The sequence below is a fragment of the Colwellia sp. Bg11-28 genome (genome assembly GCF_002836245.1).
Taxonomy (GTDB): domain Bacteria; phylum Pseudomonadota; class Gammaproteobacteria; order Enterobacterales; family Alteromonadaceae; genus Colwellia; species Colwellia psychrerythraea_A.
In genome coordinates this window covers 1,213,194-1,233,036 of record NZ_PJBA01000006.1, presented here as the reverse complement: position 1 = coordinate 1,233,036, position 19,843 = coordinate 1,213,194, and the positions used below count along the sequence as shown (strand labels likewise).

Genomic DNA, 19,843 nt, shown 5'->3' with positions numbered 1-19,843 from the left:
TTGAGTAATAAAACTAGGATAAATTTAACCATAAGGCTATAAAGAATACGAGTAAAATTAATAATATATCTAAGAAAGTCTTCTATTAATTTTTAGCTATAATTTACACTTTTTAACAAAGATATACATTGTTTCGACAGTTTGTCGACATTACTCATACTGAACTAAATTCAGACTTTGGTTAAATTTATATTCATCGAATCAGCTCCTGAATTATCATTATGAATTTATACCAAGCAAGCTTTTTAAACGCTGTACGTCAGTTCCCTGATAATACCGCATTGTATACCGAAGATAGCAACGGTAAAGCCAATAGTGCACAAGTAAAAAAATTTACTTATCGAATGTTATTTGAATTAAGCCAGCGTTGGGGAAATTATATTGCTCACCTCACTAATAAACATAACAAAGAACAGCAACCCGTTGCCATTTATGGTGGGAGACAATGGCAGATGTATGCTGGCATATTAGCGATTTTAAGCACCAATAACGCCTATGTTCCGCTTAATAATAAACAGCCCGCCAATCGTATAAGCAAAGTATTGTCACAAATCGATAGCCAAGTGCTGCTTGTTGCTGAAAATGAAGACCCGTCTGAATTATTACAATTAACTGAATCTTCTTTACTCGTCATTTACTTAGGCGCTGATACTCCCTTATGGTTAACAAAAAACTGGCATCACCAATGTTTTAACATTGACGAAATTGATGTCGCAGTGGCTGCGACAATGTGTTCTTCTTCGACTCCAATACCATTATCTACACTAGCAAATAGTTCTACCCCATTATCAGCGCAATTGAACGACGCTGATTTCAAGCTAAATACAACGAACCAATATGCCTATATTTTATTTACGTCTGGTAGTACTGGAGTCCCTAAAGGTATTGCGGTTAGCCATAAAAACATTGTCAGTCACCTTGGTAGACTCGATAAATTATTACACTTAACAGCGATTGACAAAGTGAGTCATTTTTTTGAATTATCTTTTGATCTCTCTGTACATGACATGTTCAGTTGCTGGAGCAAAGGTGCTGCACTTTATGTTATCCCGAGTGAACAGCTCATGTGTCCGATAGCATTTATAAAACAACACCAATTAACCGTGTTTTCAGGCGTTGCTTCCGTACTTTCATTTATGGATAGGCTCAGCTTACTCAAACCACAACAACTGCCACACCTAAGAGTTAGTTGCTTTGGTGGTGAAAAGTTATTAACCAATCAAGCCCTTAAATGGCAAAAATGTGCTCATAATAGCCGTGTAATAAATATTTATGGTCCAACTGAGTGCACCATTACGGCTACCTATTATGAATTGAGCAATAGCCAAATCATCAAATCAGCCTCAGTACCTATTGGTAAAGCCCTACCTGGGTTATCTGCGATATTAGTCACCGATAATCAAAAAATTACCTCAGCCAATACCTTAGCCGAATTGTACTTAGCTGGCGATCAGCTTGTTGACGGTTACTTTCAAGATGCCGATAAAACACAACAAGCTTTTATTACCTTAGCTACCTTAAATTCCAACATGGCAGAAGCCCCCATACGTTATTACCGAACGGGTGACATTGTCTATTATGACGAACAGCAAAACATCGTTTTTCACGGCCGTAATGATCATCAATTCAAAATATCTGGACACAGGGTTGAAGCGGCAGAAATTGAAGACGCTATTGTTAACTTTTCAAACGACATAACTTGGTGCGTAGTTTCAACACAAACCGAAATCGCGGGTAACACAAAAATCATGGCTTTTATCGAGACAGCACTGATATCAAACCCTGCTCAGCACTCAGACGATTCAAATCAGCAAATGATTAGTCAATTAAGAAAACATTGCTTACAGCATTTACCTGCTTACATGGTGCCTGATGAATTTAATCTCTACGCCTGCTTGCCCCGCAATATCAGCGGAAAAGTAGATATCAAGGCGCTGCTTAATAATGACGAACAAGCATCTGCCACTAACAAGACCAGTAATCAATTATCTCCCAAAGAGGCAACACCATGTTAATACAGCAAAGCATTATTCATTTTATCGAAGAAAAGTCTCATTGCCCCTTAACTGATTTAACCGATCATTTACTCGGCACGATAAAGTCATTTGATTTTATGATGTTAATACTTGAACTTGAGCAAAAATTCAATTTGAAGTTGCCTTTTGAACAAGCGTTATCAGCCAACTTAAAACAAATAGATCAGTTCATTAGCTGGGTTGAACGTCACCATGACAGTTAACAATTCAGAGAAATTAGAGTCTAGTGTTATGGAAAGTGTGCCGCTAATGTCATTTAAACAAAAGTCACTCAGTAAGTTACTGAGATTACTGCTCGCAGGTTTAACCAAACTAACAAGAAATAAGCGTAAAATGCTGATCAAACATATCGGCAAAACCCTATTATATTTTGCTAAAAAAACACGAGTGAGAGCGATAAAGAACATTACTAAGGCAATGCCCGAACTGAGTATGAAAGAAGCCACCAATTTAGCGTTCGATGCTTATGGTAATTGCGCCTTCGGCGTGGCTGAATCTTTTTGGCTTTGTGAGGTTGAACCTGACATTTTCTGTGACGAGGATACTTTACGTATTTTACAATCAGGTCAAGGGGCGTGTATTGCAACTATGCATTTGGGTTGTTATGAAGCAGTGCCATTAGCAGTAGCCAAGTTTGCTAAAGAATCTGTCACCTTAACCAATATTCCGCGCTTCTTAGCAGACTCAATGGACTTTTATTCTGCTGTTAATATTACCGCTATCAATAAAAATTCAAGCAGTGCATTTAGTGAGCTGTTAAAAATGTCAGGTGGTAATGCTTATCTTTCTTTGCATTGTGATCTTTATGCAAACCAAACAGACGTAACCTTCTTTGGTCAAGAAACTAAGGCGCCCGCAGGTATAGCGTTATTAGCAAAGATGACCAATAAACCTCTGCTGTTAGCTTACGCGGTTTATCAAGGAGACGGACAAGTACAAGTGTTTTTTGAAACTTTATACCTAAATCAAAACCTAACTAGTCAAGCATCAGAAGAGCAAGAAACTGAACCAACTGTTGAGCAAATAATGGCAAAAATTTACCGACGGTTTGAGCAAATAATCAAACAATACCCGAATCAATGGTATTGGTCATATAACCGTTGGAAAAATTAAAACTCATGACACAAGTCAGTAAAACAATAGCAAAACCAAGCGGCAACGCTAACCTTTACTCTCGGCTATTCTCTTATTATCGAGTATATAAAAAACTTATCTTTATTGCATTGGCTGCTCTATGCCTTTTCAGTTTCGTTGATGCCGGTATGATTTATTTTGTTAAACCACTGATTGATCAGGGTTTAGGTAAAGCCGATAGCCACACCCTACAATTAGGCGCTTTATTAGTTGTAGCTATATTTTTCTTGCGCGGTATCGCAAGTTTTACTTCAAGTTATGCTATTGCGTACATCAGCAGTAAAGTTACTTATCGTATTCGACAACAAGCTTTTGACAAACTATTGTTTTTACCTCGCACATATTTTGATCAAAATAGTCGCGGCAGCCTTATTTCTAAAATAATTTATGATACCGAGCAATTATCTCAAGCTTTTTCAAGTGCAGTGGTTATTGCCATCAGAGAGTCGGTCATCATTCTGGTATTATTTTCTATGATGGTTTACAACAGTTGGCAATTAACGGCAATATTTTTAGTGATAGTCCCCATTATCGCGCTAATTATTAATAAGGTTTCGAAACGATTCAAAAATATTAGCCATAAACTTCAAAACAGTATGGGACAAGTGAGTAACAAAACAGAGCAAGCCATTTTGAATCAACAAGAAATTGTTTTACTCGATACTAGAACACAGATAAGCGCACAGTTTGAAAAAACAAATAATAATAATCGCCAACAAAATATGAAACTTCAGGCGACAAGTGCCATTAGTAATCCTGTTATTCAGCTTATTGCTTCTTTCGCTATTGCTGCTGTGTTATTACTTGCCAGTATTGACCAAGTATTAAATCAACTCACCCCAGGCAGTTTTACCTTAATATTAATTGCCATGGGCTCACTACTTAAGCCACTAAAACAACTCAGTAATATCAATCAACAATTACAAAAAGGCTTAATAGCTGCCAAGAGTTTATTTAGTTTTTTAGATCAACAAGAAGAACATGATATCGGCACAAAACACTTATCAAAAACGTGCTCAAACATACGCTTTAACAATTTATCTTTCACCTATCAGGGGAAAACACAGCCCGCACTCTCTAATTTTTCATTGCACATTAAAGGCGGAACGAGTGTTGCCTTTGTTGGTGAATCAGGCAGCGGTAAAAGCACTTTAGCCCGCTTATTATTGCGTTTATATCAATCGCCAAAGCAAAGTATTTTAATTAATGATATTGCCATTGAAGACTATAGCTTAAGCTCCCTTAGAGCACAGTTTGCCTTTGTTTCACAAGATATTGTTTTAATAGATGATACGCTGGCAAACAATATTAGCTTTGGTTGTAATCGCGATGTAACAGACTCAGAGATTGAACAAGCAGCAATAAATGCTAATGTGATGGCTTTTGCTAAAGAGTTGCCCTTAGGCTTAAATAGCGAAATAGGTGAAAATGGTCGAAATTTATCTGGTGGACAAAGACAGCGTATAGCCATTGCTCGTGCTATGTTGCGCGATGCGAGCATTATCGTATTAGATGAAGCGACATCAGCATTAGATAATCACAGTGAAAAACATATCCAACAGGCCTTAACGCGCTTAACTCAGCATAAAACAGTGCTGATCATTGCCCATAAATTATCAAGCATTCAACATGTTGATGAAATTATCGTCATCAATAAGGGTAGATTGATAGAACAAGGAAATCATAAAACCTTACAGGCTAAAGCAGGTTATTATCAATCGCTATATCAAAGTCAATAAATTAGGTTTATTGAATAAAATCTAAGTGCCGTTGATAAAAATCACCTAACAAGGGTACTTTGTATTCTTTTCCTTGAATAGCAGCATAAATACCTACTATCCAGCCTAAAAAGACACCTATGTTTAGTACCCATCCCACTAAAGGGATCAATGAAAGGATTGCGCCGGTGATAATGAGACCTAACGATTGACGTAAATGAAAGCTTGCTAATGATGATTGGTGCTTATCATAAATAATCAGCGCAACTATCCAGCCAATTAGAGTAAAGTAGCTTATCACAGCCACCAAAACAGCCATTCTATAACGCTCAGCTAGACTCAGTTTTCGCTCAAAAATATTGTCATAATCACTTGGGATATTTGGCATAACAGGTTCTCCATTTATAATGTTACGTAAAAATCCGCCTAAGTAATGAGTGCTATTCCTACATAAAATAAAGATAAAATTTAACTTAGGCTTACTTTAAACTTAGAAGATATAACGCCACTCGACAAGGTAAATATCTTCCCTGATCCCTAGACTACTGGTTAAATGTTTCAATTATATGAATAAAGGTAATGAAAAATATTTTATGATTAATTTTTCAAAATTTGGAGGAACTGTTGATAATGTTGCTGCATAGTTAATGCTAATTTATCTTGGTCATTGGTCGATAGCGTTTGATAACACAGGGTATTATAACTGGTGCTCAATCGAGTAAAGGCAATGGCTAACTCTGGATACTGAGCTCTTACCTGTTTTGCAAAATCATTAACTGTCATTCCTGCCGGTTTTTCCATGCCCTGCTTTGCTAATTGAGCCAACGCTTTTTGATAAACTAGCTGCCACTTAGATAATACTTGCTGTTTTTTCTTAGTGCGATTTAACAGATGCAAAAACAACATAAGCGTAGCCATACTGATAATCAATGAAACACCAATAATTAGTGCAAATTTCCACGAAGCCATCTTGCCAAATAGGTTTTTAAATAAGTTATATTGTTGTTTGGTGGTAAAACCAATAACCCAACGGGTCCATTGGTAATCAAGGGCATCAAATTGTAAACGTAAAGCGTTCAACAGCGCACTATTCTTTAATTGATATAAACTGATTAAATTATTATTAAGTGCTGATTGCTGCTGTAGAAGTTCAGACGACCAACCAGAATTAACGCGCTGGGGATCTACTGCACTCGTTGGGTCAATACGAAGCCAGCCCTTATCTGCTACCCAAATTTCAGACCAAGCATGCGCATCATATTGGTATACGCTCAAGTGCCCTATTGAGTTTGATTGTTGTGCATCCTCACCATTATATTCGCCGCCTAAATAGCCCGTAACCATACGTGAAGGAACACCTGAAGCGCGCATTAAAAAGGTAAAAGCACTAGCATAATGAACACAAAATCCTGATTGGGTGTCAAAAAAGAATTGGTCCAAGCTGTTATTTTCAAGGAGCGGTGGTTGCAAGGTATATGAATAGTTTTCCTTGTTGATAAATGTTAATACTGCTTGTGCCCTGGCTTGCACATCAGCGTAGTTGCGCTGTAATTGCAGAGCAAACTGCTCTAGCCTTGGATTACTCCCCGCAGGAAAACGCAAGTTAACCTGCTTACTTTTTTGTGATAGCTCAAGGGCTAATGGCGCAGTTAAATAGCTAGTTAATTGATAAGATTTAGCTTGGCTAATAATTCTTGTGCTGCGAAAGGTGAAGCCAGCTTGAGCATTGATGCCACTTTTGTCACCTGCGACAACCGCTGGCGTTAATGCAAATAGATATTTCTGATAACTCGGCTCTACAATAACTTGATAATTTAAGGGCAAAACATCTGTTGTGCTAGCATCAAACGTTAAAGGTTTATCACTTGAGCTGTTATCTGAACTCACCGCTTTATTTGATGGTGTTGTTCTCGACGCCTTTTGTCTACTCCACTGTTGACCGTCGTAATCTTCTAACACCATTGCACGCCAATATAACTGTGAATAAGCAGGCACTTTTTGGCGGCCAAAATCAGCGCGAAATGCCAATTTAGTAGAACGCGTTAAATTGGCGATATCGCCAGGTTTAACAGTGTCAGACAAACCAGTTTCAGCTGACTTTGCCATTGGGACTTGCCAAAAAGGTGATAACCGAGGAAATACTAAAAAGAGTACAACAGCCAATAAAGTGCTCTGCCCCAATAAAATAGCTACTACTTTTATATTCGTTGCAAAAGTTTTCTCCCATGAGAAAAGTTGTAACAACACCGCTAAATTGATAACCAATAAGATGAAAGTTATAAGGGTGAAAGCTAAATCTTGCCTAAAAATAAGCGAAGAGGCCAGCACAAATAATCCTAAAAGTAATAGCTGATAAAAATCACTACGGGCTCTTAGTTCAAAGGCTTTAAGTACATAAGAAAAACAAAGTAAATGCAGCATACTTGTTAGTATGCCGACTTCTTTTGCCGTAATCGCAATGGCTAAGCAGCCCAACAAGGCAAACATCCCGAGCAATATAGGTGCAACATTGAAGGCCCGTTGCCTATTATGATGCGTGTTTAGGTCATTATTTTGGCGACGATTAGGATATTTACCAGTACTTTTGTTATTACTCGCTTTAACTCGGTGTCGGTTTTGATGTAATAAAAGTGCCTGCCATACAAGTGACAATGAAATAATCGCAAGCATCCAAGTACTTAATTCTAAGGCGATAACTGCTATGTTTAAACATTGACATAACCAGAGTAACCAAGCATTTTTTCTGCTTAAGCTAAAGTTTATTGTCGTTTTATTCTTGCCTTTACCAAGATAGCCCGAGGATGGCTGAGTATTTTTCATCTTGAAGAAATTCATGAATATAATGCCAGTGCTGTTAAACAAGCTTGTTGGTGATTATAGCCAGCGTTAGGTGAGATATTCATTGACTTATTATTGATATCGGTAGAAAGCGCTAACCCAAAATGTTGATTGGTTGCGGTTAATTCATTGACTAGATAACACAAATAAGACAATTGCGTTTCTACATCATTACTTGGCATGTCATCAAGTTTTAACCACGTTAATTGACCTTGGCTTGCTTGATAATGTTTAGAATAGTGACCTTGCCCTTTGGCTAACTGCTTCCAAGCGGTTCTGGCTCTCGATTCTCCTATGACAAAGCTTTTAAGTTCTGAAAAATCATCGGTACCCACTAAATTAGACGTTTGATAACTTTCTATACTCGGTTCGTCTGAATGAGCAGACAACTGATATTGACCGACAATTAAGTTGGCTGGTTTAGGGTAAATAATGGCGAAGTGGCCAAAATCTAAAAGTGTCTTACTTTTAAAGAAACCTAAAGAATACTCACTAAATACGGTGACTCTACCCAAGTTGTGCTTGCCACGTTTAGATGATTTATATGATAAGTTAATTTCTTGACTGCCCTGCGGACATTGGCCGATCTTTTCAACTTGGCTATTTAGTGTGCGATCGGTAAAATGAACATTTATATCATAATGCGTTTTTACCGAGCTTATTTGAATAGGAAATTTTAACTCGTCGCCTGCATAACCCAGTTGTTTGGCCATACTATAAAAGCGCAATTGTGAAAAATTATAAAAGCTATGTAACATCACACTAATAAATAAACTCGTCAGTAAGTAACTAAATAATAAAATGATATTATTTTGATAGTTGGTTCCCAATAAAAAAACCAGCACAACAAATCCTAGATACGACAAACCAAAGCGTGTTGGATATATCATGATATTACGGCTGTTTAGTTGATGTTCTTTCCTATTAGGGATCCTGCGAGAAAGCCAATGCTCAAAGGTTTTATCAACCAGTTTTTTGATTGATTTTGGCAATGAAAATATTGTCATTACTCCCATAAGTAGACCTTATGAATAACCAAGGGGGTTTAACACATCAACACAGTTAAGTATTTGATTCGCCACACTAGCACTATCAACCTGATTCGACCCTATTTTTTGGTTCGGTTGCATTTCTAATCTGTGCTGACAGACAACATAAAATACTGCTTGCACATCATCAGGTAAAACATAATCACGATTATCAATAAAAGCCATTGCTTTAGCCGCTTGTAATAATGCTTTTGATGCTCTTGGTGATAATGGTTTACAGTTAATTTCAGGCGAATTATCCCATGCGGTGTTTGCAACATTAGCTTGACCACTATAAGCACGTCTACTGACATGACTTAAGGCAATAACATAATCAAGCACATCATTTGATACGTTAACCTGAGTTACTGCTTCTTGTATGGCAATAAGCTCTTCTTGTTCGATCATCGCCTCGTTATCTACCTTCACATTTTTTGATGTTTGATTTGTTCGCTGACTCATATTCAATAAAATCTGCTTTTCAGCTTTTAAGTCTGGGAAACCCAAAGATAATCGCATCATAAATCGATCTAGTTGCGACTCAGGTAAGGGATAAGTTCCAGCATGAAAGAGTGGGTTTTGAGTAGCAATCACAAAAAATGGCGTAGGTAATTCATGGGTAATACCATCGATACTGACTTGTTGTTCGGCCATGGCCTCAAGCAGTGCGCTCTGTGTTTTTGGACTCGCTCGGTTTATTTCATCAGCAAGTACCACTTGATTAAATATCGGACCTTTGTGAAGTTCGAAGCGATTAGTCTCTTTATCAAAAATTGAAAAACCGACAACATCAGCCGGTAATAAATCATTGGTAAATTGGGTGCGCTGATAACTTAAACCCAGTGTGGTTGCTAATACATGAGCCAGTGTGGTTTTACCCATACCGGGTAAATCCTCTATTAATAAATGCCCTTGGGCAAGTAAACAGGCAAGCGCTAAACGACACTCTTTGGGTTTACCTAATACTACGGTTTCAATTTTATGTAAAATGGCATTAATGGACTGCTGGCTAGCTTGGATTTGATCGATAACGGGCGGCGTTTGAAGCATAAAAAAACGTCTAATTATAAAGAGTTAATTAGACGTTTTATCATGAATGAAGAATAAAGGGAATTGTTAGCCCTTATTAGCTTAAATTAGTGGGACTTAAGTTAGCGTCGCTTAGTCTATAGCGCTTCGGCGACTAACAACGGCTCCATTTAACTGGCTTAATAATTTTTCAGTATCATCCCAGCCAATACAAGCATCAGTAATACTTTGTCCATACACGGCTGCTCTACCTTTAACTAGACTTTGATTACCTTCAACTAAATGACTTTCAACCATTACACCAAAGATATTTTCATTGCCTTGGCTAATTTGCTCACTGACATCAGTAGAGACTATCATTTGATTTTCAAATTTTTTGCTCGAGTTAGCATGGCTAAAATCAATCATTACCTTAGTGTTTAAATCAGAGGTAGTTAATTGCTCGGTTACCGCTTTAACACTATCAGCATCAAAATTAGTCGTTCTCCCACCACGTAAAATGATATGACAATCACTATTACCTGTCGTTTCAACAATGGCAGCATGGCCAAATTTTGTAACTGATAAAAAGTGATGTGATGCAGAAGCTGAGCCTATGGCGTCAATCGCAATTTTAATGGTACCGTCAGTTCCGTTTTTAAATCCAACTGGACATGAAAGTCCTGATGCTAATTCACGGTGAACTTGTGATTCAGTAGTACGAGCGCCAATGGCTCCCCAACACATAAGATCTGCCATATATTGCGGTGTGATCATATCTAAGAACTCGCCCGCCGTAGGTAAACCAAGGTCATTTAGTTCTACTAGTAACTTACGACCTAAACGTAAACCATCATTCAATTTAAAGCTGTTATCCATATAAGGGTCATTAATTAAGCCCTTCCAACCAACGGTAGTACGTGGTTTTTCAAAATAAACACGCATGACAATCTCAAGACTATCTTTGTACTCTTCACGAAGCTTTACTAAGCGTTGCCCGTATTCAAGTGCCGCTTCAGGATCATGTATAGAACAAGGTCCAATAACCACTAATAAGCGATCATCTTTACCTTTGAGAATATTGTGAATAGCAGTTCTGCCAGCAACGACTGATTTAGTTGCTTGCTCTGACGCAGGAAATCGTTCCAATAAAGCAATTGGAGGTAAAAGATCTTTAATTTTATTGATGCGTACATCGTCAGTTTGATACATAATTTCGCTCTCTACTGCTACTTCGTTGCTTATTTCATTACTATTATAGTATTAGCATGAATGTTAACGATACTCTGACTATCAATTTGCCTAAGCAAATTAACCCCAAGTACCTTATTGTTAATTCCTAATTAGAATCCCAATATTAATCTAGCAGTGTTGATGGTTGAATGCCATGGAAAATTACGCTTACTGGCTAGTTTTTAGAATATTTAGTCTAATGGGGTAATAATCGGTAAATGATGCAAAGCTTAATAAGACTTTGCTTCATTTATCCTTGTCTCAACTCATTACTTCAGTAATTCATGGCCCTCTGGTAACTGTTTTGCAATCCAAAGTGCTAACTTATGCTTCATATTAGGTTGATCTTCGTTCTCAACCGCTAATGCTTGAATTAGCTTATCATTGACTAATAAGCGATAAAGACTTTCTATCTTATCTTTGGCAGAGTTTGTGGCAGAAAAACTATTATAACCACGGTTAACTGCATACTTTTCACCAATGGTTAATGCTTTTTTAAGTAATTCAGCTTCATTTTTTAATTTTTTCATAGAATATCGACCTTGTAGCAATCTTGATTGTTATTACCATGCTTTATAATACGCATAAATACAAGAGTAAACACCGACGTATACCCTTATACAAAAGCAATAAGTGACCAATAAACAACCAATTACAACTTTTAACATTTTGCTAGCTCTTCTTTTGATTTACATCATACAGTAGTACGATAGATCTCGTATAATTGCATCAATAAATTTAATTTCACTCAACTTTACAGGTGTGACTATGCCTATTTCACGTACAAAAAACTTACAACACAAAGCTTATATCCCTTCATCTGCCAGAGAAAATCAATATTTGATGGCTAAAATTCCGTTAACCGATGAATTAATAGCGCAGTATCAACCTCTTATAGATAGCAGTAGTGAAACGCCATACGAAAAACTATATCAGCACCTTGCAAATAAGTTCTTTGCTATTAATGATAAGTTTTCTCTTGAGAGTGCACAGTTTATCGCCAACGATAAGTTCGCTCGAGTACGTTTTAGTCCAGAAAAATTTACCGCACAAACTAAACAACAAGTACTGTTTTTATATAACCCCAAATACCACACTAGTCGAAATACTTTCTTCAATGGAACGAACAAAGCAAAGAAAATCACCTTGATATTCTTAGCAAACGGCGATGATATTCGTGGGCAGTCTGCGAAGTTCCACCAACTGGTTACTAAAGCCTTAATGGATTTTGCAAATGAAACTGAAATTGCGCCAGAAAAAATCCGAGTTAGTGATCATCAACATTTAACTTACGATTTATTTGCTAAAAGTAAAGGTATTGAAGGTAGCCAAGCGCATAAGTTTAGACCTATTGCAGACAGATACATGGCAGATCAACACACCTTATCTGCACAAGCCAGAGCATTAACTTATGCCGTAGTCGATTTTCCCATTAACCGACGAGTTCGTGCCCTAGTGAGCAATGACGAAAATCCTCAAGAGCGTTACAACCCGCTTTATAACCTGATCGCTGATGCTTTTATCGGTGCAGCTAAAAAGCAAAACTTAAACAACGGTGCGGTAATCGCTAATGGATTAGTACCTATAATACGTTCTGGCGAAGATGAAAACGTTGTTACTTCTGGTGAGTTATTAATGCTTAGCTACAACCCATTACATACAAGTTGCGGTTATACCTGTAAATGGAATTCGGCTAAATTGGTAGACAGTGTTCAGCTAGTTTTTGTTGCCAGTGAACAAGATAAAACCAGCCATGGTTACGGTAAGTTTGTTAATGAAATTGAACAAGCATTACATACCTTTGCTAAAAAACTAGATATTATTGGTGAGCAAGAAGAGATGATGGTTAGATTACATCAGCATGTTGGCTTTTATTTAAAATAATTTCAGTAATAATATCAGTAATGTAAAGTACCCATCATACGGTTGGGTACTTTACAAAAACAACCAGATTAAAATTCATATTCGATAGCAACCCGTAATATATGTCCTTGGCTTTCACTGTTTATGCCAGTAATAAAAGCCGCTTCCCATTTCAATTGCTTCTGCCCACTAAAACGTTGAACGCCCATAAATGCAGGGCCTATACCAAGATAATCTTCTCCCGAATATACCTCAATGGCGGGTTGGAATTGTTCAAGATAACGATAGCGATATTGCATCCTAAATTCCGTTTCCATTTCATCTTCAAGGGTGTCGCCCCACTCATAAATTAAAAAGGCATTTAAGGTTAAGCTGGTACGGCCAAATTCTTTTTCGACAATAACGCCTGAAGTCACTTCCCAGTTATTATCTTCACGCTCTTTTTCAATCTCGAATAACAATCCCCAATCAGCCCAATATTGACCTTGCTCTGTAATCATCCATCGTGCTTCTATCTCATAGGCACTTAAGGAGAAATCATCATTACTATCACGTTCACCCACAAGGTAAAATTCCAACATAAGGTTGTCAGTTACCGATTGACCATACGCAAAACGTTGTGCTAAATCATTACTGACGCCATTTTCTCGTTGAGCGAGCATACGCCATTCAACTTCTCGCTCGTTAGGTAAAACATAAGGATGATAGACCTTATCAACTACGACGCCATCAGCTAAGACCGCATTTGATAAAACCAAACTCATAATAAGCGGAGTAAAGTTGAAAAGGCGCTGGCGAAGAGAAGTAAACATTAAGAAGTCCCTTTCATAAAAGAAGCGGTAGAGTTCTGTTTATAGGTGATTATTTTAACAATGAATATTGGTACGATAATCGCGCTTAAATAGACAATTAACTCCATAGCCGACGGTGTTGCTTCATAACCAAATAAAATAGTAAGAAAATAGCCTAGCTCGGAGTCTTCAGCAATAAGATAATTAGTATTCCATAAGTGTGCATTACTAGAAATAATATCAACCTGCTCAAGCAGCTGTAGTCCTTGAATTAACTGACCAATACCAAATAACAGTAAAAAATAACAAACAATTTGACGTCTTAACTTTTTAGCCAAGGTAATTAAGATAAAATACAATAAAATGGCAATACTCAAACAAATCCCAGTACCGATTATCACGCCAACTACAATGCCAGAATACAAGGTATCAAGGGCCGTATTTTGAATAGTTAAACTCATGACATAAAGACTAAAATAACTACCATGAACACAAAAAACCAATAATAAGATGGCAAGACTTAGCAATGCTTTCTGCTGAGTTAACGTTTGCTGATCAAAAAACGTTTTATCTTGCCACTGTTTAAGGCTTGAAGTTTTGTGAAGTAAAAATGAAATGACAATGAAGCAATAAATTAAGCTAAATAGTATTGAAAAAAGAATTTCTAGACCTGTGCCTGATAATAACTGACTTAACCTTGGCATATAGTAACTTAATAAAAAGACGATGATTAAACCAATACCTGTTGTGGTGAGTAAGTAAGTAATCGGTAAGTAATCAAGCTTATTCTTTTCATTCTTATTTGATTGCTTATTTAATTGCGAAGCTTCCATCGTTCTTGATTTATACCTAGCATCTTGCTGAGCAAACAATAAACTAAACACTACAAAAATTGGCAGGATGTTTTGTAAAAAAACTAATACGGTATTAATTAACATTATCAGTCCCCCCATCAACAGCTGTCCCTAACTCTGGATCGGTAACAATAATAGTACCTCTGGCACTGCTTGGGTGATATTCACCAAAAAAGTCATAGTGCCCAGGGGACAATGGACCAATATAAATAATCGATTTTTGCTTAGGAAAAAGCACTTTCTCTCGGTTAAGTGAAAAACTATCAAACTCTTCAACACTGGCGTCTTGGTTATCAATAATCAGTTTAATTTTTTTATTTGAAGGTATGGTCATTTCAGCAGGATAAAAAAGGTGACTTTTCAAAATAATATTGAACTCTTCTCGCTGGGCTAAGGCGCTATAGCTTGTCATTACCAGTAACATATAACTGATAACACGCTTTACTTTATGCTGCATTACTGATCTTTTAAGCATGTTAGCTACGTTCATCCTTGTTATCTACTTGTCCATCGCAACGTACAACTGAGTTCGCCTGTGATTCTTTTTGCGCTAGGCTTTGCTCAAGGTTCTTTTCAAGCTTTTGCTCAAGCACGTGATCAAATAAGACTTCAACGCGTAATCCACCTAATAATTTTGATTGCGACAATGTAATTTTGCCGCGATGCATATCAACAATATGTTTAACTATGGTTAAGCCTAAACCACAACCGAGTACACTTGAGTCATGTTGATCGCCACCCACTCGATAGAATCGGTCAAATACCCGATGGTATTCATCTGCAGGGATACCTTCGCCTGAATCTTCAATGATAATAGCAATTTTATTTTGTGATTTTCTTTGATGGTTGTCGTTTTGAATGTACTTAGTACTTATCTTTATCTCACCCTGTTGTGGTGTATATTTATTAGCATTTGATATTAAATTCGTTAACATTAACTGCAAAGAAAGTTCATCACCCTTAAAGGTTATCTCATCACTGGATAAGGTAATTGTTTGCTGTTTATTTGCTATATCTTGATAGAGATCTCCAATAACAGCTTGCAACAGTGTTTTTAATTTCACCTGTTGTTGACTCTGATTTATTTGGTCGGGATTGGTACGATTTAAATGCAGTATTTGATCAATCACATGCCCCATTCGCTCAACACTAACTTTAAGTGGTTTAATTAAATTTATTGGATATTGTTGTCCCTGCTCATTTAACTCTTGCGATAGATTATGAACATTGATTTTTAGCACACTTAACGGTGTTTTCAACTCATGAGCTGCATCAGCAGCAAAATGTCGTTCTCGTTCAAAAGCTAAGTTTAAACGAGCAAGCAAGTCGTTTAAGGTAATAACTACCCGGCTTAATTCACTGTTATCAACGTGTAATGCTAATGGCGTAAAATCATTACTGCGTTTATTGGCTAGCGCAGTCGTTAGTTTATGTAGCGGTTTTAAACCTTGAGTAATAATGCCATAAATAAGAAATGACAATAAAACAATGGCAATTATCATCGGGGTAACTGCCGCAAGGATTACCTCTTGAGCAAGAAGAAACTGCTTCTTTAACGGTTGAGCTACGATTATCACCAATTCATTGTCGTTAGCTTCAAGGGCATTATCAGAGGCAATACTTGTGAAATAATCGGAGGAATGATCCGGGCTACTGGATAAATAGATGGCACGCCAACGTTGTCCGGCAAAATTCACTTCACCAAAGTGTGTCGGTGACTTATTCAAACTCATTATCGGTTTTACCGGGGAATTAGCACTTTGGATAACTAAGGTATCTCCCTGCCACACTTGAAAGGCAAAACTAGTTTGTTGCTTGATCGTAACAAACTGCCGTTGCTTAGTATCAAAGGTTTGATGAAGGCCTTTTACTATTTGTGCAAAGTCGACTAATTGCTGTTCAAATAGCTTTTCAGCACGTGTCATACTCGCTTTGTAGCCTTGAATAGCCGCAATAAAGGTAATTAGCGTTAATACGGCAACTAAAGTTAATACCAGAAAACGGCGAATGCTCATAAATTTGTTTCTATGTGTGAGTTAATGTGAAGACACTTAATTTAAAGACAGCTCATTTCAAGACAGTGAATCTTGAGGCTGATTAATGATGTAACCTACACCACGGACATTTTGTATGAATTTATTGGGCAGATTTTTTCTTAATTTATGAATATGCACTTCGACAGCGTTACTCAGCACTTCTTCACCCCATTGATAAAGTTTAGATTCAATTTGCTCTCGTGATTGAATACGTCCAGCATTTTCCATCAATGCCTTTAATACCATAAACTCTTTTTTAGAAAAGTGCACTTCACTTGCACCATTCTGCGCGTCTATCTTACCTTCTTGTTCACTATTTTTTTTGTTATTTACTTGGTTACATTGCAGTAAATATACTTTATGAGCCTTGGTATCTAAACTCACTCGGTCAATCGTAATCATTGAACTAGAGGCGGTGCCTAAACGGCGCTCTATGACTCTTAACCTTGCCAATAACTCTTGCATATCAAACGGTTTTGCTAAGTAATCGTCTGCGCCATAATCTAAGCCTTTAACTTTACTGTCAATGCTATCTCTAGCGGTTAAAATAATAACTGGCAAGTCATTCTTTTTAGATCTAATTTCTTTCAAGACCAGTAAACCATCAATATCTGGCAAGCCTAAATCAAGGATAACCATATCATGGCTAGGCACAGCTAAAGCGGTTAAAGCAAGCTTTCCTCTGGATAAATGATCGACAACAAAGCCTTCTCTCACTAAAGATTGCTGCAACGCTTCAGCAAGCCCTTGGTCATCTTCTACTAATAAAATTCTCATGAGATTAGTTACCTTCTCGCCCAAAAAGTAATGTCTTGTTCCGTTAAAAAGTGTTCTGCATGTTCCCCCTGCAACAACGCCAACGTTGCTAATATTCCTGCTTGAATACATTGAGGTGCAACGGTTGTAATTGAGCGTGGCGCATTGATTATCGGCCATCCGGTTGTAGCATTTAACACGTGTCCGTAACGAATACCTTCTTTGATCAAGTATCGTCGGGCATCTCCACTAGTGGCTAACGCCCCTTTGTTAAGTGCAACAATCATATCTTGCGGCTGACCAAGTGCATCACTGTCAGGGTGTTCAATCGCTACTTGCCATGCTTGATCTTTAAGTCTTGGACCTGTAACAGCCAAATCGCCCCCTAAATTGACTAAAATAGGTTCACCCGTTATTTGTTTTGCTAATAATATAGAGCGATCCACCGCATATTCTTTGCCTATACCACCAAAATCTAGTTCCATATTTTGTGGTAAAGTAATGCTTTGTTGATCATAATCGACTTTATTCCAACCAACAAAACTAAGTAATTTATTAACCTCAGTTGCGCTAGGAAAGTGTTGACATTCTCCGCTTAAGCTATCAAAAGACCACACTTTCCTCAGTACACCTGAACTAATATCAAAAAGACCATCGCTTAATTGATAACATTGCTCAGCAAAATTGAGTAACAGGAATGTTTCTTCATCAATGGCAATTTTATTACCGGCACTGCTATTTATTTGACTACAAACACTTTTGCTATCATATCGACTGTATTTGTCTTCAATACGCCAAACCTCATGGCTAACACATTGAGCAACTTGCTCTGCTAACCGCTTATTTCGAGTTTGGACTATCACCTCACACGGACTAGCCATAGCATTAAAACTAATGCTATGGCTGTCTTGTTGGCTGCTGTATTTAAGTGTTCTTTTTTTTTTCATATTATTGAAAACAATAATTAAATATGTAGTGATAACAGTTTAAAATGAATAACTCACTTGTGCAATAATAGCCTCAACTACTGGATAAATATCTTGTCCGTTTAACGCATTCGGATCAGTAAATCCTGCATTAGTTGGCGTTTGACGATAATATTCAAGCCTGAAAGAAAGTTCATTTCCCCCATTAAGTACCACACCATATTTTGCGCCGACAGTAATTGCTGTCATTTCGCCAATACGATAATCGGCGCTAACAAAACCTATAGGTGCTTGCTCATCAATAACATATGGCTGGTAAAAATCAGCTTCACTTTGTTGGTAAAATCGAATATGCGGTTCAATATAACTTGTTGCGCCAACAGGAATAGTAAAGCGAGTATCAATAGTATGAGAATTAATTCCCCAGTCATCCCACATATAGCGATAAGAGACGTCTGCAACAGTATTAAGTAAGCTATCATCAAAATTATATTTAGCTTGCATAAAGGTACTCTGCTTTACCCTAGAGTCTGGGCGACTTTCATATATATAATCTTGTGCTAACCCGTCAGTATTTAACACACTAACCACTTTAAAGGGGTCTGTTAAATAACCGTCAACCATTGAATATGAATAATTAAATGCGGTGATCATACGACGGTTTATCACTTGGGTAACACCAACAAGAATATCAGCTGTACTCTTATCATCACTATCCCCTATCCTGGTTTTAGCGAATTCAGCGTCCCACTCAGGTGAACTAGAGTCGCCAACTAACATTGATGAGTGCGGCTTTGGAATACCTCCTTCTGGGGTAAATGTATCTTGAAAGTAACTTAAACCCATTGATACAGTGGTATTTTTCTTATTAAAGTCATAAGCTAAATTTCCATTAACACCTAAAGACAAATAATCATATTCTTTAGAGAAATGTCCACCGACACTACCGGTAATATTATCCGATAATGGTTGTGTCCATTGGGCATTAAGTTGAACACGGGTATCATGGAATGTATCATCCAGCGGTGTTTCTCCTGCGGGCGTAACATACTGACCATTACCTGAAGGACGAGTGAATGTTTGCGCATTAGGTTGTGCAACCGCGCCGTTTGCTGATGCACCAGTTAGTGCATCAATCGTTACTTTCAGACTTAGGGTTTCATCATTAGCAAAGGTTTTTGTGCCCGCAATAATCGCTTCAGTTGCACTCACTCTGTCTGCTTCCGAGTAAACCAAAAATGCACTATCAAATTGCCATTCGTCAGCTTCTGTTGCTTGCGCCACGCCAGCCGATAAAACACCCGTTCCAAGTAAAGCACTGGTCGCTAACGATAACGCTGCTTTTATATTAGGTTTTTTATTGGTTTTCTTACTTGTCTTATTTAGTTTATTCATTAGTTACACCCACACCCACCGCCGCCAAAACTTTTTCCGCCACTCGATGCTTCTTTAGAAAAATAGATATGATCATCTAAAGCGGCATCAATCGGGCTTGATGTTAGCGCCATTTCTTTTTTTGCTAACAAATCACGTTCCCAAGGCTCTACCCCTAAACTACTGCAGGCGCTAAGACTGACAGTGACAGCAGTTAATAAAGCAAGTTTAAATTTTGACACGTTCAA

General features: G+C 37.5%; 19 protein-coding genes. 5 read left to right on the top strand and 14 right to left on the bottom strand.

The window, feature by feature from the left end; genetic code table 11:
* Positions 1-221: 221 nt before the first annotated feature.
* Genes CXF79_RS12470 through msbA form a run of 4 tightly spaced genes read left to right on the top strand, consistent with a single transcriptional unit; the run spans position 222 to position 4,909 of the window.
* On the top strand, positions 222-2,015 hold the full coding sequence (locus CXF79_RS12470) for an AMP-binding protein (RefSeq protein WP_101155259.1): 1,794 nt from the start codon (positions 222-224) through the stop codon (positions 2,013-2,015).
* Positions 2,009-2,239 (top strand): hypothetical protein, encoded by a 231-nt coding sequence (locus tag CXF79_RS12465; RefSeq protein ID WP_011043578.1) that lies wholly within the window; start codon positions 2,009-2,011, stop codon positions 2,237-2,239. Before CXF79_RS12470 ends, CXF79_RS12465 begins: the two co-directional genes overlap by 7 nt.
* Positions 2,229-3,149: a lysophospholipid acyltransferase family protein gene (locus CXF79_RS12460; protein WP_101155257.1), complete on the top strand. Its 921-nt coding sequence runs from the start codon at positions 2,229-2,231 to the stop codon at positions 3,147-3,149. The genes CXF79_RS12465 and CXF79_RS12460 overlap by 11 nt, the downstream gene beginning before the upstream one ends.
* Positions 3,150-3,154: 5 nt before the next feature.
* Positions 3,155-4,909, top strand: coding sequence for a lipid A export permease/ATP-binding protein MsbA (gene msbA, locus CXF79_RS12455; protein ID WP_101155255.1), 1,755 nt, complete (start codon positions 3,155-3,157; stop codon positions 4,907-4,909).
* A gap of 7 nt (positions 4,910-4,916) precedes the next feature.
* On the opposite strand, the gene CXF79_RS12450 is transcribed toward msbA, so the two are convergent.
* The 6 genes from CXF79_RS12450 to CXF79_RS12425 all read right to left on the bottom strand — a co-directional run bounded on the left by CXF79_RS12450 (position 4,917) and on the right by CXF79_RS12425 (position 11,525).
* Positions 4,917-5,276: a DUF4870 domain-containing protein gene (locus CXF79_RS12450; protein WP_011043581.1), complete on the bottom strand. Its 360-nt coding sequence runs from the start codon at positions 5,274-5,276 to the stop codon at positions 4,917-4,919.
* Positions 5,277-5,485: 209 nt separating this feature from the next.
* Positions 5,486-7,723 (bottom strand): transglutaminase TgpA family protein, encoded by a 2,238-nt coding sequence (locus tag CXF79_RS12445; RefSeq protein ID WP_232769162.1) that lies wholly within the window; start codon positions 7,721-7,723, stop codon positions 5,486-5,488.
* On the bottom strand, positions 7,720-8,733 hold the full coding sequence (locus tag CXF79_RS12440) for a DUF58 domain-containing protein (RefSeq protein WP_101156309.1): 1,014 nt from the start codon (positions 8,731-8,733) through the stop codon (positions 7,720-7,722). Before CXF79_RS12440 ends, CXF79_RS12445 begins: the two co-directional genes overlap by 4 nt.
* Positions 8,734-8,751: 18 nt before the next feature.
* Complete coding sequence (locus CXF79_RS12435; protein WP_011043584.1) at positions 8,752-9,804, bottom strand: AAA family ATPase; 1,053 nt, start codon at positions 9,802-9,804, stop codon at positions 8,752-8,754.
* Positions 9,805-9,915: 111 nt separating this feature from the next.
* Entirely contained in the window at positions 9,916-10,977 is a 1,062-nt protein-coding gene (aroG, locus tag CXF79_RS12430) for a 3-deoxy-7-phosphoheptulonate synthase AroG (RefSeq protein ID WP_101155251.1), read from the bottom strand.
* Between the two features lie 287 nt (positions 10,978-11,264).
* On the bottom strand, positions 11,265-11,525 hold the full coding sequence (locus CXF79_RS12425) for a DUF5062 family protein (RefSeq protein ID WP_041736989.1): 261 nt from the start codon (positions 11,523-11,525) through the stop codon (positions 11,265-11,267).
* A gap of 238 nt (positions 11,526-11,763) precedes the next feature.
* Here CXF79_RS12425 and CXF79_RS12420 point away from each other — a divergent pair, with 238 nt between their 5' ends.
* Positions 11,764-12,879 (top strand): DUF3083 family protein, encoded by a 1,116-nt coding sequence (locus tag CXF79_RS12420; protein ID WP_101155249.1) that lies wholly within the window; start codon positions 11,764-11,766, stop codon positions 12,877-12,879.
* 68 nt (positions 12,880-12,947) lie between these two features.
* Here CXF79_RS12420 and CXF79_RS12415 read toward each other — a convergent pair whose 3' ends face one another.
* The 8 genes from CXF79_RS12415 to CXF79_RS12380 are packed head-to-tail and all read right to left on the bottom strand — an operon-like array spanning position 12,948 to position 19,837.
* Positions 12,948-13,670: a hypothetical protein gene (locus tag CXF79_RS12415; RefSeq protein ID WP_011043588.1), complete on the bottom strand. Its 723-nt coding sequence runs from the start codon at positions 13,668-13,670 to the stop codon at positions 12,948-12,950.
* Positions 13,670-14,587: a hypothetical protein gene (locus CXF79_RS12410; RefSeq protein WP_101155246.1), complete on the bottom strand. Its 918-nt coding sequence runs from the start codon at positions 14,585-14,587 to the stop codon at positions 13,670-13,672. Before CXF79_RS12410 ends, CXF79_RS12415 begins: the two co-directional genes overlap by 1 nt.
* Entirely contained in the window at positions 14,577-14,927 is a 351-nt protein-coding gene (locus CXF79_RS12405) for a cupredoxin domain-containing protein (protein ID WP_085961203.1), read from the bottom strand. The genes CXF79_RS12410 and CXF79_RS12405 overlap by 11 nt, the downstream gene beginning before the upstream one ends.
* A gap of 52 nt (positions 14,928-14,979) precedes the next feature.
* Entirely contained in the window at positions 14,980-16,518 is a 1,539-nt protein-coding gene (locus tag CXF79_RS12400) for a sensor histidine kinase (protein ID WP_101155244.1), read from the bottom strand.
* Between the two features lie 57 nt (positions 16,519-16,575).
* A complete protein-coding gene (locus tag CXF79_RS12395) occupies positions 16,576-17,316 on the bottom strand; it encodes a response regulator (RefSeq protein WP_101155242.1) in 741 nt (246 codons plus the stop codon).
* 8 nt (positions 17,317-17,324) lie between these two features.
* Positions 17,325-18,242, bottom strand: coding sequence for an FAD:protein FMN transferase (locus tag CXF79_RS12390; RefSeq protein ID WP_101155240.1), 918 nt, complete (start codon positions 18,240-18,242; stop codon positions 17,325-17,327).
* Positions 18,243-18,281: 39 nt separating this feature from the next.
* Complete coding sequence (locus CXF79_RS12385) at positions 18,282-19,616, bottom strand: DUF3570 domain-containing protein (RefSeq protein WP_101155238.1); 1,335 nt, start codon at positions 19,614-19,616, stop codon at positions 18,282-18,284.
* Positions 19,616-19,837 (bottom strand): DUF4266 domain-containing protein, encoded by a 222-nt coding sequence (locus CXF79_RS12380; RefSeq protein WP_011043595.1) that lies wholly within the window; start codon positions 19,835-19,837, stop codon positions 19,616-19,618. Before CXF79_RS12380 ends, CXF79_RS12385 begins: the two co-directional genes overlap by 1 nt.
* Positions 19,838-19,843 lie beyond the last annotated feature (6 nt).